Annotated in this window: 22 protein-coding genes; 3 read left to right on the top strand and 19 right to left on the bottom strand. The window is 34.0% G+C overall.

Features of this window, described 5'->3' with window-relative positions; translation table 11 throughout:
- Positions 1-90: 90 nt before the first annotated feature.
- The 3 genes from yfmH to THEBR_RS04110 all read right to left on the bottom strand — a co-directional run bounded on the left by yfmH (position 91) and on the right by THEBR_RS04110 (position 3,246).
- A complete protein-coding gene (gene yfmH, locus THEBR_RS04120; RefSeq protein WP_012269181.1) occupies positions 91-1,368 on the bottom strand; it encodes an EF-P 5-aminopentanol modification-associated protein YfmH in 1,278 nt (425 codons plus the stop codon).
- A 2-nt stretch (positions 1,369-1,370) separates the two neighbouring features.
- Complete coding sequence (gene yfmF / locus THEBR_RS04115) at positions 1,371-2,636, bottom strand: EF-P 5-aminopentanol modification-associated protein YfmF (RefSeq protein ID WP_012269180.1); 1,266 nt, start codon at positions 2,634-2,636, stop codon at positions 1,371-1,373.
- Positions 2,637-2,739: 103 nt separating this feature from the next.
- Positions 2,740-3,246 carry a YhcN/YlaJ family sporulation lipoprotein gene (locus THEBR_RS04110; protein ID WP_009052556.1) on the bottom strand — a complete coding sequence of 169 codons (507 nt, stop codon included), beginning with the start codon at positions 3,244-3,246 and terminating at the stop codon, positions 2,740-2,742.
- Between the two features lie 142 nt (positions 3,247-3,388).
- On the opposite strand from THEBR_RS04110, the gene ychF reads away from it, so the two are divergent.
- Positions 3,389-4,480, top strand: coding sequence for a redox-regulated ATPase YchF (gene ychF, locus THEBR_RS04105; RefSeq protein ID WP_009052557.1), 1,092 nt, complete (start codon positions 3,389-3,391; stop codon positions 4,478-4,480).
- 29 nt (positions 4,481-4,509) lie between these two features.
- Here the strand turns inward: ychF and THEBR_RS04100 are convergent, their stop codons facing one another.
- The 15 genes from THEBR_RS04100 to lpdA all read right to left on the bottom strand — a co-directional run bounded on the left by THEBR_RS04100 (position 4,510) and on the right by lpdA (position 18,612).
- On the bottom strand, positions 4,510-4,806 hold the full coding sequence (locus THEBR_RS04100) for a DUF2089 domain-containing protein (RefSeq protein WP_012269179.1): 297 nt from the start codon (positions 4,804-4,806) through the stop codon (positions 4,510-4,512).
- 177 nt (positions 4,807-4,983) lie between these two features.
- Entirely contained in the window at positions 4,984-6,126 is a 1,143-nt protein-coding gene (gene thiI, locus THEBR_RS04095; RefSeq protein WP_012269178.1) for a tRNA uracil 4-sulfurtransferase ThiI, read from the bottom strand.
- Between the two features lie 3 nt (positions 6,127-6,129).
- Positions 6,130-7,281, bottom strand: coding sequence for a cysteine desulfurase family protein (locus tag THEBR_RS04090; RefSeq protein WP_012269177.1), 1,152 nt, complete (start codon positions 7,279-7,281; stop codon positions 6,130-6,132).
- An 18-nt stretch (positions 7,282-7,299) separates the two neighbouring features.
- Positions 7,300-7,566 carry a metal-sensitive transcriptional regulator gene (locus tag THEBR_RS04085; RefSeq protein ID WP_003870161.1) on the bottom strand — a complete coding sequence of 89 codons (267 nt, stop codon included), beginning with the start codon at positions 7,564-7,566 and terminating at the stop codon, positions 7,300-7,302.
- 104 nt (positions 7,567-7,670) lie between these two features.
- Positions 7,671-8,342 carry a hypothetical protein gene (locus THEBR_RS04080; RefSeq protein WP_003870163.1) on the bottom strand — a complete coding sequence of 224 codons (672 nt, stop codon included), beginning with the start codon at positions 8,340-8,342 and terminating at the stop codon, positions 7,671-7,673.
- A gap of 190 nt (positions 8,343-8,532) precedes the next feature.
- On the bottom strand, positions 8,533-8,844 hold the full coding sequence (locus tag THEBR_RS04075; RefSeq protein ID WP_003870164.1) for a ferritin family protein: 312 nt from the start codon (positions 8,842-8,844) through the stop codon (positions 8,533-8,535).
- Positions 8,845-9,019: 175 nt separating this feature from the next.
- Positions 9,020-10,168, bottom strand: a complete 1,149-nt coding sequence (locus THEBR_RS04070) for a dihydrolipoamide acetyltransferase family protein (RefSeq protein WP_004401863.1) — start codon at positions 10,166-10,168, stop codon at positions 9,020-9,022.
- A 4-nt stretch (positions 10,169-10,172) separates the two neighbouring features.
- Positions 10,173-11,171: an ATP-NAD kinase family protein gene (locus THEBR_RS04065; RefSeq protein WP_004401864.1), complete on the bottom strand. Its 999-nt coding sequence runs from the start codon at positions 11,169-11,171 to the stop codon at positions 10,173-10,175.
- Between the two features lie 40 nt (positions 11,172-11,211).
- The gene (locus tag THEBR_RS04060) at positions 11,212-12,183 is read right to left on the bottom strand and encodes an alpha-ketoacid dehydrogenase subunit beta (protein WP_004401866.1); all 972 of its coding nucleotides are present in this window, start codon (positions 12,181-12,183) and stop codon (positions 11,212-11,214) included.
- Positions 12,180-13,166: a pyruvate dehydrogenase (acetyl-transferring) E1 component subunit alpha gene (gene pdhA / locus THEBR_RS04055; protein ID WP_003867262.1), complete on the bottom strand. Its 987-nt coding sequence runs from the start codon at positions 13,164-13,166 to the stop codon at positions 12,180-12,182. The genes THEBR_RS04060 and pdhA overlap by 4 nt, the downstream gene beginning before the upstream one ends.
- Before the next feature lie 17 nt (positions 13,167-13,183).
- On the bottom strand, positions 13,184-13,549 hold the full coding sequence (locus THEBR_RS04050; RefSeq protein ID WP_003867261.1) for a Lin0512 family protein: 366 nt from the start codon (positions 13,547-13,549) through the stop codon (positions 13,184-13,186).
- A gap of 144 nt (positions 13,550-13,693) precedes the next feature.
- Complete coding sequence (locus THEBR_RS04045) at positions 13,694-15,661, bottom strand: sigma-54-dependent Fis family transcriptional regulator (RefSeq protein ID WP_003870170.1); 1,968 nt, start codon at positions 15,659-15,661, stop codon at positions 13,694-13,696.
- Between the two features lie 58 nt (positions 15,662-15,719).
- Positions 15,720-16,568: a lipoyl synthase gene (gene lipA / locus THEBR_RS04040; protein ID WP_003870171.1), complete on the bottom strand. Its 849-nt coding sequence runs from the start codon at positions 16,566-16,568 to the stop codon at positions 15,720-15,722.
- Positions 16,555-17,241 carry a lipoyl(octanoyl) transferase LipB gene (lipB, locus tag THEBR_RS04035; RefSeq protein WP_012269176.1) on the bottom strand — a complete coding sequence of 229 codons (687 nt, stop codon included), beginning with the start codon at positions 17,239-17,241 and terminating at the stop codon, positions 16,555-16,557. Before lipB ends, lipA begins: the two co-directional genes overlap by 14 nt.
- A gap of 18 nt (positions 17,242-17,259) precedes the next feature.
- Positions 17,260-18,612 carry a dihydrolipoyl dehydrogenase gene (lpdA, locus tag THEBR_RS04030; protein ID WP_013570797.1) on the bottom strand — a complete coding sequence of 451 codons (1,353 nt, stop codon included), beginning with the start codon at positions 18,610-18,612 and terminating at the stop codon, positions 17,260-17,262.
- A 153-nt stretch (positions 18,613-18,765) separates the two neighbouring features.
- On the opposite strand from lpdA, the gene THEBR_RS04025 reads away from it, so the two are divergent.
- Positions 18,766-20,151 carry a coiled-coil domain-containing protein gene (locus tag THEBR_RS04025; protein ID WP_012269174.1) on the top strand — a complete coding sequence of 462 codons (1,386 nt, stop codon included), beginning with the start codon at positions 18,766-18,768 and terminating at the stop codon, positions 20,149-20,151.
- Here the strand turns inward: THEBR_RS04025 and THEBR_RS04020 are convergent.
- Positions 20,148-20,405, bottom strand: a complete 258-nt coding sequence (locus THEBR_RS04020) for a putative Se/S carrier protein (RefSeq protein ID WP_012269173.1) — start codon at positions 20,403-20,405, stop codon at positions 20,148-20,150. The genes THEBR_RS04025 and THEBR_RS04020 overlap by 4 nt on opposite strands.
- Positions 20,406-20,533: 128 nt before the next feature.
- On the opposite strand from THEBR_RS04020, the gene THEBR_RS04015 reads away from it, so the two are divergent.
- Positions 20,534-21,214: a CAP domain-containing protein gene (locus THEBR_RS04015; protein ID WP_012269172.1), complete on the top strand. Its 681-nt coding sequence runs from the start codon at positions 20,534-20,536 to the stop codon at positions 21,212-21,214.
- Positions 21,215-21,229 lie beyond the last annotated feature (15 nt).

Below are 21,229 nucleotides of genomic sequence, written 5' to 3'. Positions count from 1 at the left end.
ACCACTTAATATGTTATTCTATATAAATTTAAAAAATCCTGCTAAATTTTTATAAAAAAATAAAAAAATCAGGCTTTGCGCCTGATTTTTTTATTTTTTTATAGGATTCACAACGGAAAGTACACTATTCTCTTCTCTCAGATGATTTTGAAATCTTTCTCTAACATCTTCAAAGCTTATACTGTAAAGCACATCTAAATAATCCAGTAAATTTATTTCTTTCATATAAAAGTTTATAAAACTGTAAGCTATACTATCGACCGAATTAAATGTTCTTAAAAATTTTCCTATGTATTTTTTCTTTATTCTCTCAAAATCTTCTTCCTTTAAAAATTGTAGATTATTTATTGCATTTAAAATGATATCTCTCACTTTAAAAGGATCTTTAGATTGACCTCCTATTATAGAATAACCGTAATCTATCTCTCCACCGTAATCAAAGCTAAAAGTGCTGTCAATAAGCCCTTCATTGTAAAGCCTCTCATACAAGTCAGAACTTCTGCCTAATGCCATTTCCAACCCTATTTGTATCTCTAAGTTCTTCTTTAATAATTTCTTTCCACCAAAACCCACATCTGTATCTTTAAAACCTAGATTAAAAAGAGGAATGGATACTTGCATATCTTGTATCACTTCTTTTTTATAAACGCTTAAAGGCTCTTTAGGATATATCCTTTTTATTTCTCCTTGTTTTTTATCCTGTCTCACATTTTCTTTTATAATGTCAAGAGTTTTATCTATATCAATATCTCCTACCGCAAACAATACCATATTTTCAGGATGATAAAATGTGTAATAACACTTATACAAAATTTCTTTATTTATCTGAGAAATTGATTCAATTGTGCCAGCTATGTCCTTTCTAACTGGATGTACATGATAAAGAGCCTCTAATGCGTTAAAATAAACTTTCCAATTGGGGTCATCTTGATACATCCTTATTTCTTGAGCTATTATTCCCTTTTCTTTTTCCACATTTTCATCTGTAAAATAAGGATTTTGTACAAACTTTACTAAAAGTTTTAGATTTTCATAGAAGTTTTCAGTACTCGCAAATAAATAAGCAGTTGTAGTAAAATTAGTGTAAGCGTTAGCTGAAGCCCCTAATTTTGAAAACTGCTCAAAAATACTACCTTCTTCCTCTTCGAACATTTTGTGTTCCAAAAAATGTGCAACCCCATCAGGTACCTCCGTTACATCAGTATCCCCTGGAGCGATAAACTTACTGTCATTAGAACCAAAATGGGTAGCAAATATTGCAAACTGCTTTGTATAACCTCTTTTCGGCATTATATACACTTTTAGGCCATTATCCAATTCTTGTAAAAGCATTTTTTCGTCTATTCTCTCATTGTACAACTGCTGCATAATTATTCCTCCTTTTTGCCGGTCATAAAATACACCGTATCTAATTTAACCTTTTTAGCAACTTCCACTACGTCCTCTTTTGTCACCTTTTCTACTTTTTTAATAAATTCTTCTATATTTAAATCTACTCCTGCAATTTTTTGTGACAAATAGTAGTCAGATTTAGAAGTAGCATTGTCTTTCATTGCATTCAAAGAGGTCTTTAAGGCTTTTATTGTGGAATCTAATTCATAATCTGAGATATTACCTTCTTCAATTTCTTTTAACTGTTTAAGTATTATGTCAAGAGCTTTGTTGTAATTTTCTATCTCTATGCCGCAACTTACCACCATTAAACCTCTAAATCTCTCTAGCCTTGAATAAGCATAATAAGCAAGGCTTGCCTTTTCCCTCACATTCATAAAAAGTTTAGAAAAAGGTCCTCCTCCTAACACACCACTGTATACCAAAAGAGGAAAATATTCCTCACTGTTAGCCGGTACATTAGTTCTAAAGCCAAGAGTAAGCTTCCCCTGTGTTACTTCTAAATTTTCTGTCACATACTTTACTTCCTTTACCTCTTTATATATATTGGGGGAAGGAATATTTAGTATCTGTCCTCTTTGAAAAGAAAAATATTTTGTAAAAACCTCTTCTACATATCTAGGGTCCACATTTCCTACAACATATATATCCATTGGCAAAGTATTAATACAATTTTGATAATACTGGTAAAGGTTGACTTCATCAATGGAGTTTAAATCCTCACTTCTACCCAATTCAAAAATAGCAAAAGGCTCCCCTTTACACATCTCTTCATAACAACGGTCTACCGCATATTTGGTTTTGTCATTTATTCTTGAATCTATTAAATTTTTGTGAATCTCTTTTTCTTGAAGTACATAATCTTTATTAAAAGCATTTCCTTCTGTAAGAGGGTTGAAAACTAACTCTTTTAAAAATTTTACTCCCTCTTCTAAAATATTCTCTTTTATGTACTCCTCTTGAGGTAATTCCAATCTATATTGTTGAAGGTGCCTTTCTCCTTTTTTATACACAGAAACAGCCATAGTAGTGCCGTATAAGTTTTCTAAAAACTTCACCATTTCTTTATAGGTTTTAATACTAGAAGTACCCCTTTTTAAAACAGCAGGCAGCAAAGCGTATTTTGTAGCCTCTTCTCCTAATTGATTGTGGATATAAAGATTAATTGTCACTGTTTTAAATTTGTCTGTAGTATCTATGTATAAATTTATTCCGTTGTTTAATTGTTTCCTAATTAATTCCATGTCATCAACTCCTTCTAAAATAATCCAATTATTTTTTGATTATATGATAATTGTAACACAAAGTCAATAATACATAAACCCGGGGAAAAACCCCAGGTTTCTGTTACATACCAGGTGTAATGCGTTTTATAATTTCTGAAATTTGTTTTGCAAATTCAGAAACTGGTCTTCCTGCAGAAATACCCTTAGCAATATTTTCTATTCTTTTGTACAAATCTGGATCTGCAGTTACATAGACCCTTGTTATAGACTTATCAGTATCTTTTACAGTCTTTTCTATTTTCTTTTTTACATCTGTTTCAAGAGTTCCCTGTACTCTTGCTTTCAAATCCACTCCTACAAGAGCAGTGCTTCCATATACTACCACTGTAGCCTTATTTACCTCTGGAATTTTAGCAACATTTGAAGCTATTCTACTTGCTCTTGCACTTTCTGTAGTCGGTTTTTTTACAGCAGTTGGAGTCTTAGAAGGCGCAGGAGTAGTCCTTGTAGGTGCCGGTGTATAACGAGCAGGAGTAGGCTTTCTAGTCGCAGTTTTACATCCTGCCATTGAAACCATTATCATTATCCCAATAAGCATTATTGTAATTATACTTTTTATTTTTTTCAAAGCTATGCACCTCCTCAAAATATATTTTTTCACTTTTATTAAAAAGTATTATACTAAATTATGGAATTTTTACGAAAAACATTTGAAAAAATTTTGTGAGTAATATATAATGCATATGTAAAACTATTGGAGGGAAGATGAAATGGAAATAGGAATTGTTGGACTACCTAATGTCGGCAAAAGCACTTTGTTTAACGCCATTACAAAAGCAGGGGCAGAATGTGCAAACTATCCTTTTTGTACTATTGAACCAAATGTGGGAATTGTAGCTGTACCAGATAAAAGGCTGGATTTTTTGGCAAAAATTGAAAATCCGCAAAAAGTTATACCCGCAACTATAAAATTTGTTGACATAGCAGGCCTTGTAAAAGGAGCAAGTAAAGGAGAGGGTTTAGGAAATAAATTTCTTTCTCATATTAGGGAAGTTGACGCTATATTAAACGTGGTAAGATGTTTTGAAGATAGCAATATTGTCCATGTGGAAGGAAGTATTGATCCTATAAGAGATGTTGAAATAATAACTTTAGAGCTTATACTTGCTGATATGGAAGTTGTCGAAAGGCGGCTTCAAAAAACATCAAAACTTGCGCGAAATGACAAAAAAGCAGCCTTTGAATTGGAAATACTTGAAAAAATAAAAAAAGGATTGAATGAAGGGAAACCTGTAAGGGCTCTTCAATTTACCGAAGAAGAAAAAAGTTTTGTATGTCAACTTATGTTGCTTACCTCTAAACCCGTCATGTATGTAGCAAATATATCAGAAGAAGATTTAATTTCAGGAGAAGAAAATCAATATGTAAAGCAACTAAAAGAATATGCTGAAAAAGAAAATTCTCAAGTTTTGGTTATAAGTGCAAAAATTGAAGAAGAATTAGCTTCTTTAAGTGATGAAGAAAGAAATGAACTTTTGAGAGAATACGGCCTTGCCGAACCCGGCCTTAACAACATAATAAGACATGGTTACTCTCTCCTTGGACTTATAACCTTTTTCACTGCTGGACCAAAAGAAGTCCACGCTTGGACAATAAAAAAAGGCACAAAAGCACCTCAAGCAGCAGGGAAAATTCATTCAGATTTTGAAAAAGGATTTATAAGGGCAGAAGTAATCTCTTATGAAGATTTAGTAAAAGCCGGTTCACAGGCAACAGCAAGAGAAATGGGACTTATGAGACTGGAAGGAAAAGATTATGTGATGCAGGATGGGGATATAGTAGTCTTCAGATTTAACGTATAAAAATCGCCTTTTATGGCGATTTTTATACGTTACTCTTTTTTGTCTACTCTTGGCCCTTTCTCAACTTTATATCCTAAAGCAGCAATTAAATTATCCAATTTATTTTTGATGGTAGGATAGGATAAACCTAATTCTTTTTCCATTTCCCTTATATTTCCTCTCGTCCTTATGAAAAGTTCCAAAAAATCTCTTTGCTCTTTTGACAAATAGCAAAATTTACAAAGTTCAAATTTGCCTTCAATTGCTGTTCCACATTGAGGACATTCCAGCCTTGTTACCACCATTTTTTCACTGCAAACTGGACATCTACCTATTACTTCATTCATTAATATCACCTCTTAAAAGACAAGTTTATTATAAAAAACCTGTTCTCATTCGTCATCTTGTTTTTATTATAACACTTATTTTAAAAATGCCAATAAAAATTTTAAATTATTTTAAGTTTTAGTTTAAAAAAATTAATTTTTTAAAGGTTAAAAATAAACCAAGCAAAGCTGCTTGGCTTAAACTTCTATAACCTCTTCTTCAAAATCATCAATGTATTTTTGATATTCCATTTTTTCTTCTGCTTCAATTACTTTGTCTAACTTAGGCTTTGTAGCAGGATGTTTTGGCACAAAGATAGTGCAACAATCTTCATAGGGTCTTATAGAGATCTCAAACGTACTAATCTTTTGAGCTAAATCTATAATCTCTGTCTTATCCATCCCAATAAGAGGTCTAAATATTGGCATAGAGACAGAAGCATTGGTTACATATAAACTTTCAATCGTTTGGCTTGCAACTTGTCCTAAACTTTCCCCTGTGATTAGAGCCATAGAACCATTTTTTTGAGCAATTTTTTCTGCTATCTTCATCATCATTCTTCTCATAATTATAGTAGTAAATTTAGGTGGACATTTCTCATAAATTTCTAATTGCAAATCAGTAAAGTGAACTACGTGTAATTTTATCCTTTGTCCATATTGAGAAAGGACTTTGCACAAATCTACAACTTTGTCTTTAGCCCTTTCAGAAGTATAAGGAGGGCTGTGAAAATAAACTGCTTCTACTTCTACGCCTCTTTTCATCATCATCCAAGCAGCTACAGGACTGTCAATTCCTCCTGACAAAAGTACAGTCGCTTTACCGTTTGTCCCAAGAGGAAGGCCTCCTATTCCCTCAATCACTCCCGCGTATACAAAAGCCATTTCTCTTATCTCTACATTTAAAAGCACATCAGGATTATGGACATCTACTTTTAAGTTTTTGATATTTTTCAATACTGCTGCTCCTACTCTGCGGCTGACCTCCATGCTGTTATAAGGAAAAGACTTATTTGGCCTCTTAGTCTCTACTTTAAAAGTCTTTCCTTCGTGTCCTTTCATAAGTTCTACTGCAGCTTTAAATATTTCATCCAAGTTTAAATCGGTTTTTTTAGCTTTTGTTATTCCTACAATACCAAAGACTTTTTTTAATCTTTCTATTACCTCTTCAATATCTCCATCACATTCTACATAAATTCTGCCATGAGTTTTTTCAACTTTAACTTCCTTAAAGTCAGAAAGAGCATGTTTTATATTTTTTATCAATTTATTTTCAAAAAAAGACCTATTATCTCCTTTTAAAGCTAATTCTCCATATTTAATCAATAATATGTCTTGCATATTTTACCTCCGTTTATACTTTCTTAAAAAATTCACTTTTTCTTTTAACACTGATATAGTATAGTCAATTTCTTCTTCTGTATTAAAAATTCCAATGGAAAATCTTATAGCGCTTTCAATAAGGTCCTCTTTAAGACCTATCGCTTTTAAAACATGACTTTGTCCTTTCTTTTTGGAAGAACAAGCCGATCCCGTAGAAACATATATGCCCTTTTCTTCAAGAGCGTGTAAAAGCACCTCTCCCCTCACACCGGCAAAAGAAATATTGAGTATATGTGGCGCTCCCTCTTCAACATTTGGCCCGTTTAAATGAACATCTTTTATTTCAGAAACTATGCCTTGATAAAGTCGCTTCTTTAAGGTCATTAATTTGCTTACATTACCGTGGAAATTTTCTTTGGCTAATTTGCTAGCCACACCAAATCCCACAATTCCTGGCATATTTTCTGTCCCAGACCTTAAATTTTTTTCTTGTCCCCCTCCAAAAATTATTGGCCTAATCTTTACTGATTTATCAATATATAAGGCTCCTACTCCTTTAGGACCGTGTATTTTATGACTGCTTAAAGAAATCATATCTAAATTTTGCTTTTTTAGATCTATATTTATTTTTCCCACTGCCTGTATAGCATCAACATGAAAAATTATACCTCTTTCCTTTGCTATTTCACCTATTTCCTCTATTGGCTCAATCGTACCTATTTCATTGTTAACAGCCATAATTGAAATGAGAATCGTTTTGTCAGTTATAGCTCTTTTTAAGTCTTTTACATCTACTTTTCCTGTTTTATCCACAGCTAAATAGGTTACTTCAAAGCCATTTTCCTCTAAATATTTTAGCACATTAAGTACAGAGGGATGTTCAATAGCGGAAGAAATTATATGATTACCCTTTTTTCTCAAACTCTCCGCTACTCCAATTAAAGCAAGATTGTTTGATTCTGTACCACCAGAAGTAAAAACAATCCCCTCAATATCTCCGTTAATTAGTTTAGCAACATTTTCTCTTGCTTCCTTCATCAATTTTTCAGCCTGATACCCTTTCAAATGTAACGAAGAAGGATTGCCATATTCATTTTCTAAAACCTCTACCATTTTCTCTATAACTTCTTTCCTAACTCGTGTAGTAGCACTGTTGTCAAGGTATACTTCCATAGACATCATCCCTTTTATCTATTTTGCAAACTTGATTAACAAATTAATAGTTCGCTGTACTTCTTCATAGGTAGCCTTTCCATCTTCACTTGCTAATATACACTCCTTAGCATGCTCTTGTATTATAGACATGCCCACTTTTTCTAAAGAAGCTTTTACAGCTGCTATCTGCAATAAAATTTCCTCACAACTTTTTGACTCTTCTACCATTTTTTCTATCCCTGCTATGTGCCCTTTTATCGTCTTTAATCTCATCAAAATATCATTTCTCAAATTATCGCCCATTTACAACACACCCTTTACTAATTTAATTCCTTATATATTAACTTTGCCACAAAATTTGCAAAGAGTCAATTCCTATGTAAAAAAGCCAGCTAATTTGCTGGCTTTTAATAAGGATTTTGATACATTTGTGGCGGCTCAAAAGATGGGAAAGGCTTTTTGTAGAAAATCTCACATACATCTGTTGTAAATTCTTCACAAGCTGCTGGAGTAGGACAGAATCCATAAGAAGGAACTAATAATTGTACATCTACTGCGGATTTTATCACAATCCATACTCCAATTATCACTTCTACAGTGGTAGTAACTCCTAGATTAACCTTTCCATACAAGCACTCTGCTAACGCCTCGTATTTCATTATCGCTACATTTGGGTCTGGCACGTAAAGTACAATATCTTTGTTGAAAGTAGTAATATTTCCTGGCAATGTTTGTGTGGTTCCATCCGGATAGTTAATCACAATATCATAAGTCACTTGAAAAGTTGCTTCTACCCTCGCAAATCCTGGCCTATCCGGAAGTGGAGTTATCACAAAACCCGGCGGCGTTACCAAAGATACTGTTATATTTTCACATCCTCCAAAAGAAGGAGTTAAAGTTAGACTTGTTGGTACAAACGTAATAGGAGGTATATTATCAAGGCATAGTCTCTGCGAACAAGCATCATATATCTTAGTCACTTCAATGCAAGCTATTTCTGTAGGTTCTGGAAGTTGCCCTGGCTGTACAGGGCCTGGCACTATCTCTTGCTGCCCCACCATTTTTTTAGAAAAAGCCATATTATTTCCCCCTTTACAGTTACAGCTTTTATTAACTTAAATTATCTTATCTATCTACAATATACGTTTTAATGTATTAGACTGTTACAAAAAATCAAAAAAATAAGTACCTCGATTGAGGTACTTATTTTAGCTTGCCACATAAATTGTTCCTGATTTTTCAATCATCTATAAACGCAAACTCCTTCTTTTATTTAATCTTTTCAATCATTTCTTCTACTTCTTTTGCCCCTTCTTCGTAAAATTTTTCCTCATCAGGAGCTAGTTCTTTCAAAAGCCTCAAAAACTCTCCCGCATGCACTTTTTCCTCATCTGCTATGTCCATTAAAACTGCTTTTGCTAATTCATTATCAGTAGCTTCTGCCAACTGAGTATAAAGTTGAATTGCCTCATACTCTGCCGCCACCATAAAGCGTATAGCCCGTACCAACTCTTCATGGGTGACCTTCCTTTTTTCAGTGAGTCCAGAAAAAGGAGTTCCAAACTCAGGCATAACTAACATCCCCTCTCCTTATGTATTGATTTTATTATATCATAAATTCATGTAATATCAAAAAATTTCAAAAAGTCGAATCAACTCAACGTATTTGTTATTTATTTCAGTATCAAATAAAACAAGCCAATGTGAAAATATAACTTTATTTTCAACATCAGCTTGCTTTATTTAAAATTTTAATTTAAATAAGTAAAGATAGTGGATTCTCTAATGTTTTCTTTAAGTCAAGCAAAAATTTAGCAGCGGTAGCCCCATCTATTAATCGATGGTCAAAAGAAAGGCTAAGTTTTATAATATGCCTTATAACAATATTGTCGTCTAGAACAACTGGTTCTTTATATATTTTGTTGACACCCAATATAGCACTTTCGGGCGGATTTATAATAGGCGTGAAACTATCTATTTCATACATTCCAAGGTTAGTGATAGTAAATGTACTTCCGATTATTTCGTCTGGAGTAAGCTTATTATTTCTCGCTCTTTCACTTAATTCTTTTATATTTTTTGACAATTCTAATAGACTCTTTTTGTCCGCCTCTTTCACTACAGGAACTATTAAACCATTATCTAAAGCCACTGCAATTCCGAGATTTATACTGCTATTTTTAATTATATATTCACCTTCTATAGACCAGTTAACTACAGGATTTTTCTTTATAGCTATTACACATGCTTTTGCAATTAAATCGGTATAAGTAAATTTATTATCGCTAATATGATTTAAATTTTCTCTTAAGTTAACCAGTTCTGTCACATCCACTTTAATATCTTCTGTAACATGAGGAATTTCTGACCAGCTTTTTTTCATCCTTTGACTTATGGTTTTGCGAATATTGTCCATTGGCATTCTTTCAACTTTTTCCAATGCTTGTCCTTCTATTACTGCTACTTCTTTTTTTGGTCCCTCTTCTTCTGTTTTTACTTTTTGCTCAGAAATAAACTTTTTTACGTCTTCTTCAGTAATCCTTCCACCTGGTCCTGTTCCAGTTATTAAAGAAAGGTCTATGTTATTCTCCTTCGCCAACCTTTTTGCTACTGGAGTAGCTTTTATAAACTTTTCCTCACTTTTTTCTACTTCTTCTAACTTTTCCCCTTCAGCTGTAATTATTCCAATAGGAGTAGCTACTGGTACAATTTCTCCTTCATTTACTAAGATCTTCGCCAAAATTCCATCCGCTGGAGATTCTACAACATTGGTAATCTTATCTGTAGAAACCTCGACAATCTCTTCTCCTTTTTTTACAATATCACCAACTTTTTTAAGCCATCTATCTACTCTGCCTTCTTTCATTGTAAGTCCCAATTTAGGCATCACTACATTTACCGGCATAAAATCACCTCTTTACAAAAAATCCTATTTGCTGTGCAATTTCAAGCGTTTTTGTTACATTAACTCGATAAGGTCCATTCCGCGATATTCTAAAAATTAATATATCACCTTCTTTTATTATCACTTCTCTTTCTCCATCCAACGCAATAGTACCTTTTTCCATCACCTCATAAGAATAATCTGTATCCATGTTCAATCTTTTACAATCAATTATCCCTACTTTTTCAACGACGCCCGGAGCTATAGGCGCCATGACCGACTCCGGGCTTTCCCCTATTTTTACATATATACCTCCATCCTCATCTTCTGACAATGTTGTTTTATAACCAGCTACAGAAGAAAAGCCGATGTTATTAGGGTGAGCCCTTGTAACAAAAATATCAGTTATTGTCGATATATCCCAAATTGCCTTAGTACCTGTAAAGTTCTCTTTAGAGATTACAGCATCTATCAAAGCAATGTCTATTAACTTACCGTTTTTGTATATTTCTAATCTTTTGTCTCTTTTACACAATATCTCTTTGTCAAATTTACCAGAAGATACTACAGAAGCTACAATGCCAGCTATAGTTCCTTCCAACATCATAGGATATACATTATTGGTACCTGTCGAAATTGGCAAAAGTGGTGTCTCGTTAATCACTTTTGCAATAACTCTGTTGGTTCCATCCCCCCCTAATGAAACAATGCATCCCACACCAAATTGTTCCATTATTTTCGTAGCTACCATTGTATCTGCAAAACTACCAGTTATAGTCATATCAAGTATCTCCACATCTATTCCCAATTGTTTTAAATAAATTAAGTTATTTTTGGCTTTATATCCAATTTCATAAGTGTCAGGCATTATATATATTTTCTCAGTACCAAATTTTTGAGCAGCCAATATAATTCTTTCTACTATGTTTACCTTTTCATAATTATCAATTACCGTCGCATGTGCAACCAATCGCCTTATATCTTTCCCCGATGACGGATTTGCAATTATCCCTATGGTTTTCATGTCTGCCTCCTTATATTTATCAAACAAAATGCTTTACGTCCTATGCTATTGCCCTTACCGCCTTTATTATATCTTCTTCATTAGGGATTACAACATTCTCAAGAACCGTCGTAAATGGAATTGCTGTATTTAAAGCTCCAATGCGTACTATCTGTGCATCTAGATAATCAAACATTTCTTCAGCTATCAATGCTGCTAACTCACCGCTCCAGCTACCCCTCTTAACTTCTTCTGTAACTATTACTATCTTGTGAGTCTTTTTTAGGGAATTAAAAATTTTTTCTTTGTCAAGAGGGAACAAAGTCCTCGGGTCTATTACTTCCACTTCTATACCCTCTTTTGACAATATTTCTGCTGCTTTTAACGCTTTATGGACCATGAGACCTGTTGCAACTACGGTAACGTCGCTGCCTTCTCTTTTGATATCTGCTACTCCAAGAGGTATGGGTTCATTAGTATCAGGAACATCCCCTTTCATACTGTACAAAACTTTATGTTCCACAAAAACCACCGGGTTGTCATCACGTATTGCAGATATCATTAGACCTAAAGCATCTTTAGGAGTAGAAGGATAAACCACCTTTAATCCCGGCACATGAGTAAACCACGCTTCAAGGCTTTGTGAATGCTGAGCTGCTGCTTGTATTCCTGCACCTGCTGGCATTCTTAAAACCATAGGTATTGTGATTTTCCCGCCAAACATATACCTCATTTTTGCAGCCTGATTGACAAGCTGGTCCATTGCCACTGTTACAAAATCCATAAACATAAGCTCAGCAACAGGTCGCATGCCAGTAGCTGCAGCTCCTATCGAAACACCTGTAATTGCTGTTTCTGAAATAGGAGTATCTCTTACTCTGTCCTCTCCAAATTCATCTATCAAGCCGCGAGTTACGCCAAAAGTCCCTCCAAATCTCCCAATATCTTCTCCTAATAAAAACACTGCCGGGTCTCTTCTCATCTCATTTAAAATAGCTTCTCTTAAAGCCTCTGCATACGTCATATTCCTCATCTTACCCTTACCTCCTCTACTATATCTGTATAAACATCCTCTACCGCTGCCTCTTCTTTTGGATATGGGCTTTCTTCAGCAAACCTTACCGCTTCTTCTACCTCTTCAACTATCCTTGCCTCTATATCTTTTAATTCTTTCTCAGTTGCCACATCATTGTCGAGTATATGTTTACTTAATCGAAGTATTGGATCTTTTGCCAACCATTCTTCCACTTCTTCTTTAGACCTATAAATAGTAGGATCCCCTTCAAAATGCCCTCTATATCTATACGTTTTACATTCAACTAAAGTCGGACCGGCGCCACTTCTAGCCCTGTTTATAGCTTCTTTTGCTACTTCATACACTGCCAATACATCGTTTCCATCCACCGTAACCCCAGGAATACCATAACCAATAGCTCTGTCAGCTACATCTTTGATAGCTTGGTGCTTATCCTGCCTCATAGATATACCATAAAGGTTGTTTTCACAGACAAACACTACTGGTAACTTCCATATAGAGGCTATATTCAACGCCTCGTGAAAAGTACTCTGGTTGGAGGCGCCATCACCAAAGAAACATACTGCCACCTGATCAGTTCCTCTCATTTTAGCGGAAAGAGCTGCACCCGCTGCAATAGGAAAACCTCCACCTACAATACCATTAGCTCCTAAAATTCCTTTAGTGGCATCCGCTATATGCATAGATCCGCCTTTCCCTTTACAGTATCCCGTTTCTTTGCCATATAATTCGGCCATCATATATTTTAGATCGCCACCTTTTGCTATTAAATGACCATGACCTCTGTGAGTACTGGTAATATAGTCTTTATCCTCTAAATTTTCGCATACACCGACAGCTGTAGCCTCTTCACCAATGTATAAATGTACAAAACCTAAAACCTTCCCCTGAGCAAATAGTTCCGCGACTTTTTCTTCAAACTTCCTGATTTTAACCATTCTGGTGTACATATCAAGAAGAACATCTCTTGAAATTTCCATAACTATTCATCTCCTCCTCATTTTATATTTACCGTTATGCAAGCCACTGCAACTTCAATGGTGTCATCTTTGTCTCCAAATTCCGGCTCTTTTATTCCTGCTACCCTCATCCCCCCTTTTATTGCTTTTACATATTTTTCCCCAATGGGAAGTACAGCCTTTATTCCTTCTTCTTCAATTTCTTCTGGCCTTGATACTGCCACTGTAGCCTCTACAACTATCTCATTTAAGTCAACACCCAATATTTCCGTAAGTCCACATAGACAACTATGAGATATCGCATCTTTTACTGCCTTTTGAGCAGCTTTATTGACATCTTGACCGTGTAAATCTACTCCATATCCAAACTCGACTATAAACCTTTTAATAAGTACCGCCTCCATTTCTTAAAATTTTTTATCAAAAACAATGCTATTAAAATTAATATTCAAATTTCATGCCAAAATAAAAAACCCCTTAAATTAAGGGTTAATAAATTATCAATCTCATATTTATACAAAATCATTTGTCTCATTTTGAGATTCCTTTTATTTAGTCTCAATTTGAGACAGCAATTCCTTTACACTTATATTGTATTTTTTTATCTTTCTATAAATAGTAGCTCTACTCAAATTTAACATTTCAGCTGCCTTCAATATATTACCCTTGGCTATTTTTAGTGCTTCTCTTATGTTTTTTTCTTCAATAACTTCAATTGGAAAGACTGTAGTATTATTTTCCTGTTGTGCATTACTATTTTCACTTATATTTTCAGGGAAATACTCTTCGATAATTACTTTGCCTTCCGTAAGGTAATACGCCCTGTCGATAACATTTTGTAACTCTCGAACATTTCCTGGCCAGTTGTAATTCATCAATCGTTCTATAAACGATTCGCTTAAAACCTTATAATCTGAAACGCTTAAAGCATTATATCTATTAAGTCGTTCTACAAACACTTTAGCAAGAAGTTCAACGTCTCCTTTTCTCTCTCTTAAAGGAGGGATGTTTATTTTTATGACATTTATCCTATAATATAAATCATTTCTAAAATTCTTTTTATTCACTTCTTCACTTAAATTCCTATTAGTTGCCGCAATAACCCTTACATTCAATTTCTTTTCCTCAGTACCGCCTACCCTTACAATTTTATGGTTATCCAGCACTCTTAAAAGTTTAGATTGCACCTCATAGGGCAACTCTCCAATTTCATCTAAAAATATCGTTCCATTGTCAGCAAGTTCAAATTTACCAGGTTTACCTTCTTTATTTGCCCCAGTAAACGCTCCTCTTTCGTACCCAAAAAGCTCACTTTCTACTAATTCTCGTGGTATAGAAGCACAGTTTACTGCAATAAATGGCCCTTTTGAACGTTTACTATAGTTATGAATTGCTTGCGCAAAAAGTTCTTTACCTGTTCCACTTTCACCCTCTATAAGGATATTGCAATCACTCCTCGCAGCTTTTTTAGCAGTTTCTATGATTTTTTTCATATTTTCATCATTTGTGATTATATCTTCAAATGTATAACTCGCTTTAAATCCTGCTAATTTATTAACAACATTACGAACATATTTCTCTTCTCTAAAAGTTATAACAGTACCTATAATTTTTCTGTTAGCTACTATAGGAACAGCATTTATACGACATGGTATTTTTTGGTTTCGACCATAAAAAACACATTCAACATCGTAATAGGGTTCTGTCTGACTTAGTATATCTTCAATTATATCCACATCTTCAAGTATGGACTGTATATGCATGCCTATAATTTCCTTCTTTGAAATATTTAATATCTTTAATGCTATTTCATTAACCCTCTGAACAACAAAATTATGATCCATTATAAGCATGCCTTCGTGAATAGAATCAAAAGTAGCGTCTATAAGTTTATGAGATTTGATAAGCGCAAGTTGCTTTTCAATAGAACAAGCTCCAGCAAGTACAATACCTAAATTATGTGGATGTGCGTCTTCTTTTAATCCAGTCATATCAAGGCATCCTATAATATTGCCGTTTTCATCATGAATAGGTGCTGCAGAGCATGTGGCTATGTGATGGGTAATGCAATAATGTTCGGCTCCCACCAGTTGTATAGGTTTATTAAGTCTTAAAGCCAAAGCAATCGCATTAGTCCCCACTGCCTCTTCTGTCCATAAAGCCCCTTCAACAAAGTTTAATTTTCTCGTCTCTCCCATTATACTATCATCGCCAATTCTGTCAATAAGATAACCGTCCCTGTCCACCAGAACAAACAAAAAACCCGAGCCAGTTACTTGTTTATATACATTTTCCATAATAGGATGTGCAACAGATATTAAATCCTCATTTTGCCTCAACCTTATTTTCATGTTATCTTCATCTAATATTTCTCCAACGCCTCCAAAAGGGTCTACACCATAGAACTTACAAAGTTCCCATGACTCTCTAACCTCTTCTTTAACGCCTTCAGTAATTACCCCCTCATTAACGTATCTCCACCAAGCCCTCTCCATAAAAGATATAAAATCTTTCATGACACTCCCCCTTAAATCATTTTAAAATTCTCCTCAAGCAAAAACAAAGGCTTAAAAACTAAGCCTTTGTCACCTTCAACCCCTCATCAGCATGATAAGAACTTCTGACTAAGGGACCAGAAGCTACGTATTTAAAACCTAATTCATATCCTATCTCTTCATATCTCTCAAATTGCTGTGGAGTAACATATTCTGCTACTTCTATATGTTTTGCTGAAGGTCTCAAATACTGTCCTATAGTCATCATGTCACAATCAACACTTCTTAAGTCTTTCATAACTTGTATAACCTCTTCTTCTGTTTCCCCAAGCCCCACCATAATTCCTGACTTAGTAAGAATATAAGGGTCTAGTTCTTTTGACTTTTTTAAAAGGTTTAAAGACCTTGAATAATCAGCTTTTGGCCTCACTTTTGAATAAAGTCTAGGCACTGTTTCTATATTGTGATTTATTATATCTGGCTTGGCTTCTACTACTTTAGCAATAGACTCCTCTTTGCCCATGAAATCAGATACAAGTACCTCGACTGTAACTCCTGGCAATTTTTTAAGTTCATAGATTGTCTTTGCAAAATGTGATGCCCCACCATCCGGCAAATCATCTCTTGTAACACAAGTAACCACCACATGCTTTAATCCTAATTTTTGAGCAGCCTCAGCTACTCTTCTCGGTTCATCCTCATCAAGAGGCTGAGGATGGCCTTTTTCTACCGCACAAAACCTACAGTTTCGTGTACATATATTTCCCATAATCATAAAAGTAGCTGTCTTTCTCGCAAAGCATTCCCCCATGTTGGGACAATTGGCACTTTGACAAACTGTGTTTAAAGACATACTTTTTAAAAAAGCTTCCATCCTGTTTAAATCTTCGTTTAATAGCCTCACTTTGAGCCATTCAGGCTTTTGCATTATCAATCACCGCCAATCTATCTAAAGTTATCTCATTAAAGTGTATACCAAATACTTCACTAAATTTATCAACCATTTTTTCTTTTACTTTTTCTATGTCTTCATTTATTCCAAGTTTTTGCATAGAAGTAACTCCAAACTCAGTGATGCCGCAGGCATTTATTAAGCCAAAATATGAAAGGTCAGTATTTACATTAAAGGCTATTCCATGCCAAGTAATCCATCGCCTAACAGCGATACCTATGGCGCATATCTTTTCATCTCCTACCCATACTCCGGTATATTTAGGCTTCCTTCCCGCTTTTATACCATACTCCTCCAAGAGTTTTATAATCGTCTCTTCTAATTTATAAACAAAAAGATGAACATCTTTTTGCCACTTTGCCAAATTAAATATAGGATAGGCAACTATTTGTCCTGGTCCGTGAAAAGTTATTTTACCTCCCCTTTCTACTTTATAAAGCTCCGCTTTTTTCTTAAGTTCCGCTAAAGGCACAAGGATGTTTTCGTCAAAACCACCTGAAACTCCTATAGTATATACTGGTGGATGTTGAAGCAATATAAGAATCCCGTCCGTCTCGCCCTTTTTAACTCTTTCAAAGGCTTTAAGCTGTATCTCTTTTCCCTCCATATAAGGTACAATTCCCAGTTTTAACACTTCTCCTTTTCTCAAGTGAATCTCTCCTTTAACTTATCCTTTATTTATAGGCATTCCTAATGCGTCTTCTGCTGCCTCTTTTACGCTTTCTGAAAGCGTAGGATGAGCATGAATTGCATCTGCTAATTCTTCTAATGTGAACTCTTCTTTTATGGCAAGTACACCCTCATGAATTATCTCTGTAGCACCAGCCCCTATTATTTCCATCCCCACTACTCTATTGTATTTTGCCTCCGCAATTATTTTAACAAATCCATCGTTTTGCCCCATAGTCATTGCTCTTCCTAAAGCAGTATAAGGGAAAGTGCCTATTTTTACATCTCCAAATTTTTCTCTTGCTTGAACCTCATTCAAACCTGCCCACGCTATTTCAGGATTTGTATAGAGACAATTTGGAACTATACTTAAATCCGCTTCCTTTTCTTCCCCTGCTATATTGTGAGCAGCTACAATACCTTGATAAGAAGCCACGTGAGCCAGTTGTATACCTCCTGTAACATCTCCAATTGCATATATATTTTTTATGCTTGTCCTCATGTGGGAGTCGACTTTTATGCCCTTTTTATCCATATCAAGATTTAAAGCTTCAATTCCATTTACATTGGCAACTCTTCCTACAGCGACTAAAACAGTATCACATTCCACTACCTGAGTATTCCCTTCTGTGGTATAAACTACCTTTAAACCTTCTTCTATCTTTTCTACTTTACTGTTTAAATGTAGTTCAAATTTTTTATGCCTCAAAATTTTTTCCATCGTATCTGCTATGTCTCTATCTAACATAGGCAAAAGTTGAGGAAGCATTTCAATGATGACAACTTTACTTCCTAAAGCAGAATAAATATTTGCAAATTCCAATCCTATAATTCCCGCCCCTATGATGACAATTTTTTCAGGAATTCTTTCAAGTTCTAACGCTTTATCACTTGTAATAACACCTTCTAAGTTAATCCCTTCAATAGGAGGTAAAAACACCTTTGAACCTGTTGCAATTATAAAATTTTCTGCTGTGTATCTTTTATCAACTTCTATAGTATTTTCATCAACAAACCTACCTCTCCCTTTTATAACATCTATATGGTGTAAGTTCATTAAATAGCCTACTCCACCGACAAGTCTTTTTACTACTCTTTCTTTTTTCTGACGAAGTTTTGCAATATCCACTGCATACTGGGCCATTATTCCAAAGTCTTTAGCATCTTTTATGGCATTTATAAGCTCTGCCGCATGAGAATAGACTTTCGTCGGTATGCAACCTCTGTTTAAACAAGTACCCCCTAACGAATATTCTTCTACAACAGCGACTTTTTTCCCTAATTCGCTGAGTCTAATAGCAGCAGTATAGCCACCAGGCCCTCCGCCTAAAACTATTACATCGTAATCCATTTTTATCCTCCTTTTTGAGTGTATTGATGCTTGATTTATCTTTTTATTTATTTCTACACTTAACCTCAAAAATCCTTCTTTCATCATGTCAATAACATGTCAATTCTATTCAATAATCATTATGCATATATTTAAGCAAAGGGAGGGAAATTTATGGACAAGATTGTGACTAAAAAAGATGAGGATTTTTTACAGTATCTTTATCTTAAAGATAGAAAAATCCTATTGAACACTATAGAAAATGGAAAAACAACAGAAGAAATCATTGTAAAAGACTGTTTAAGTGATTTTGACGCTTGTTACGACGAAGAAGGAAAACTAAACCTGATATACTATAATTCACAAGGAGAAATAGTTTTTTTAATTCAAAAGAAAGAAGGATGGGTAGGAAAAGCTTTATACACTTATAAAGATAAAAAAACGTATATAAGCAATTTTAACCTTTTAACAAAAAATAAAACGCTTCACATATTTTTTACAATTAGTAATTCTAATAATCCTAGAGAAGTCCATTTAATACACCAAAAATGGGCCAAAAATTGGAGCGGCAATAATATAGCTCTTATAAAAAATATTTCTTTCACTCCTTTTTATGACTTATTCATTGATGAAGAGGAAAATATTCATTTAATTTATGTTACAAAAGAAAAAAATAAGAACCAACTTTATTATCTTTACTACGTAAAAGATAACTGGTCGCCAAAATTTCTAATTTCAGAAGCAGAAGGAATATTCTATCCTACAATAACTGTAGATTCGCAAAAAAATGTACATACCTTATGGGTAGAAGAAGATATAATTCAAGAAATAAAATATAGAAAGAAAACCCCTGGAAGCTGGCCAAAAGGCAGTTGGGGTAGTCCCATAACTTTGGCTTATTCTACAAATATTAAAAATTGCTATATCTCCCTTTTAGAAAATACTTTATGGTGCACTTACCTTCAAAACGATAGCTTTTTTGCCACCATGTCCTCTGATGGAGGAAATAGTTGGTGCAAGCCTTTTAAAATTCCTCCTTCTTTTTCTGAATACAACTTTTTTAAGTTAAAAACCCCAATAGACAAATTTCAAAGCAATTATTTATTTATAAACGATAAAGGAGAAGTAATTCCTTCTTTGCAGTACACATTAACCAGCAAAAACGGAGAAAAAGATTCTTACTTCACTTTTTATATAAAAGAAGTTCAGGAGTATTTAAATATCCTAATAAAAAAGCTTGAAACTATCAAGGAGGAAAAAACAAGATTAGAAGAAGAACTAAGCAGAAAAAATGTTGAAATTACAATAAAAAACAAAAATATAGCCGATTTACAAGAATTATTAAAACAAACAAATGACGAAAAAATAAAAATTGCCCTTAAAGCGGACAATTACAATACAATGGTAAATAGTTTGATAAGAGAAAATGAAAATCTTAAAAAACAAATAAAAGATTTGCAAAATCAAATAATAACTTTAAACAGCAAGCTTGAATCTCTTCAAAATGTCAGCACTTTTCAAAAAATAAAAAGTATATTTATAAAAAGCGACGAACATTAAATAATTTTGACTATTTTATATCCCGCAGGAATTCTCTCTACTTCGTATATCCCCTTATAAGGAATGTTGAGCCTTTGCAAAAGGTTTTGTACTATTCGTAAAGATTCTAATCCAAACTTGAGAGAATGGCTACAGCTTTCCGTAATACTTCTGGGAGTTGGTACAAACTCCACCGGAATATTATTTTTCTTTAACATTTTTTCTGCCATTAAACCATGCTGATAAGAGTAAAAGACAATCAATCCATATTTCACTAATACCACCTCAAAATCAGTATATTCCAACAAAGTAAAAGTTGATACAATGTTCCTATCTCACCATAAATTACTTGAAGGAATTTGCAACTGTTTGTAGAATATATGATTTTGAGGAGGTAATAAAAATGAAAATAAAATCAATAATAGCAGTATTAATAGCAATAACTATAATTTTTTCTTTAAATCCTGCCAGTGCTTCAATTTTTTATTCTTATGGATATTTCACTAAAAATACTGTAGTAAATAATTCAATAAGATTTTCTAATTCAAAGAACTTAATAACTATAAAACAACCAGTTTCTTATAATGTCACAGCTAAACAAACAACATCAAACCCATCAAATGCTTCTAATACCACTACTAGCAATGGTTCTACTTCGCAAAATAAAGGGTTAACACTTCAAACAACAAATATTTTTCTTTCTCAAGAGGAAAAAACTTTAGTAGAATTAATAAATCGAGAAAGAGTAAGCCGCAACTTAAATCCTCTTCAGATAGACGAAAATCTTTGTAAAGTCGCCAGACTAAAAGCAGAAGACATTAAAGAAAACAACTATTTCTCTCATACTTCTCCAACTTACGGCTCACCTTTCGACATGATGAAAAAATTTGGAATAAATTACTACTTGGCAGGTGAAAATATAGCATTAAATTCTAATGTTATAAAAGCTCACTATTCCTTGATGAACTCAGAAGGACACAGGGCAAACATTTTAAATCCTTACTACAATAAGGTTGGAGTGGGAATAGTAAAAAATAAGGAAGGCAATGGGATAATAGTTGTTGAAATGTTTATAAAAGATTAAATCCGGGTTTTCCCG

It is taken from the genome of Thermoanaerobacter brockii subsp. finnii Ako-1 (assembly GCF_000175295.2).
GTDB classification, from domain to species: domain Bacteria; phylum Bacillota; class Thermoanaerobacteria; order Thermoanaerobacterales; family Thermoanaerobacteraceae; genus Thermoanaerobacter; species Thermoanaerobacter pseudethanolicus.
This window is presented reverse-complemented; position numbering and strand designations above follow the sequence as displayed.

Excerpts from the sequence above, each read along its gene's own strand:
- THEBR_RS04080 (WP_003870163.1), bottom strand. The coding sequence starts at position 8,342 with ATGGCTTTTTCTAAAAAAATGGTGGGGCAGCAAGAGATAGTGCCAGGC.
- pdhA (WP_003867262.1), bottom strand. The coding sequence starts at position 13,166 with ATGGAAATTTCAAGAGATGTTCTTCTTGATATGTACACCAGAATGGTT.
- thiI (WP_012269178.1), bottom strand. The coding sequence starts at position 6,126 with ATGCAAGACATATTATTGATTAAATATGGAGAATTAGCTTTAAAAGGA.
- THEBR_RS04070 (WP_004401863.1), bottom strand. The coding sequence starts at position 10,168 with ATGCCGGTAAATGTAGTGATGCCTAAATTGGGACTTACAATGAAAGAA.
- ychF (WP_009052557.1), top strand. The coding sequence starts at position 3,389 with ATGGAAATAGGAATTGTTGGACTACCTAATGTCGGCAAAAGCACTTTG.
- yfmF (WP_012269180.1), bottom strand. The coding sequence starts at position 2,636 with ATGGAATTAATTAGGAAACAATTAAACAACGGAATAAATTTATACATA.
- lipA (WP_003870171.1), bottom strand. The coding sequence starts at position 16,568 with ATGCAAAAGCCTGAATGGCTCAAAGTGAGGCTATTAAACGAAGATTTA.
- yfmH (WP_012269181.1), bottom strand. The coding sequence starts at position 1,368 with ATGCAGCAGTTGTACAATGAGAGAATAGACGAAAAAATGCTTTTACAA.
- THEBR_RS04075 (WP_003870164.1), bottom strand. The coding sequence starts at position 8,844 with ATGTTAGTTATGCCTGAGTTTGGAACTCCTTTTTCTGGACTCACTGAA.
- THEBR_RS04090 (WP_012269177.1), bottom strand. The coding sequence starts at position 7,281 with ATGGAAGTATACCTTGACAACAGTGCTACTACACGAGTTAGGAAAGAA.
- THEBR_RS04050 (WP_003867261.1), bottom strand. The coding sequence starts at position 13,549 with ATGGAGGCGGTACTTATTAAAAGGTTTATAGTCGAGTTTGGATATGGA.
- THEBR_RS04045 (WP_003870170.1), bottom strand. The coding sequence starts at position 15,661 with ATGAAAGATTTTATATCTTTTATGGAGAGGGCTTGGTGGAGATACGTT.
- THEBR_RS04025 (WP_012269174.1), top strand. The coding sequence starts at position 18,766 with ATGGACAAGATTGTGACTAAAAAAGATGAGGATTTTTTACAGTATCTT.
- lpdA (WP_013570797.1), bottom strand. The coding sequence starts at position 18,612 with ATGGATTACGATGTAATAGTTTTAGGCGGAGGGCCTGGTGGCTATACT.
- THEBR_RS04015 (WP_012269172.1), top strand. The coding sequence starts at position 20,534 with ATGAAAATAAAATCAATAATAGCAGTATTAATAGCAATAACTATAATT.
- THEBR_RS04100 (WP_012269179.1), bottom strand. The coding sequence starts at position 4,806 with ATGAATGAAGTAATAGGTAGATGTCCAGTTTGCAGTGAAAAAATGGTG.
- THEBR_RS04060 (WP_004401866.1), bottom strand. The coding sequence starts at position 12,183 with ATGAGGAATATGACGTATGCAGAGGCTTTAAGAGAAGCTATTTTAAAT.
- THEBR_RS04085 (WP_003870161.1), bottom strand. The coding sequence starts at position 7,566 with ATGGGCGATAATTTGAGAAATGATATTTTGATGAGATTAAAGACGATA.
- THEBR_RS04065 (WP_004401864.1), bottom strand. The coding sequence starts at position 11,171 with ATGAAAACCATAGGGATAATTGCAAATCCGTCATCGGGGAAAGATATA.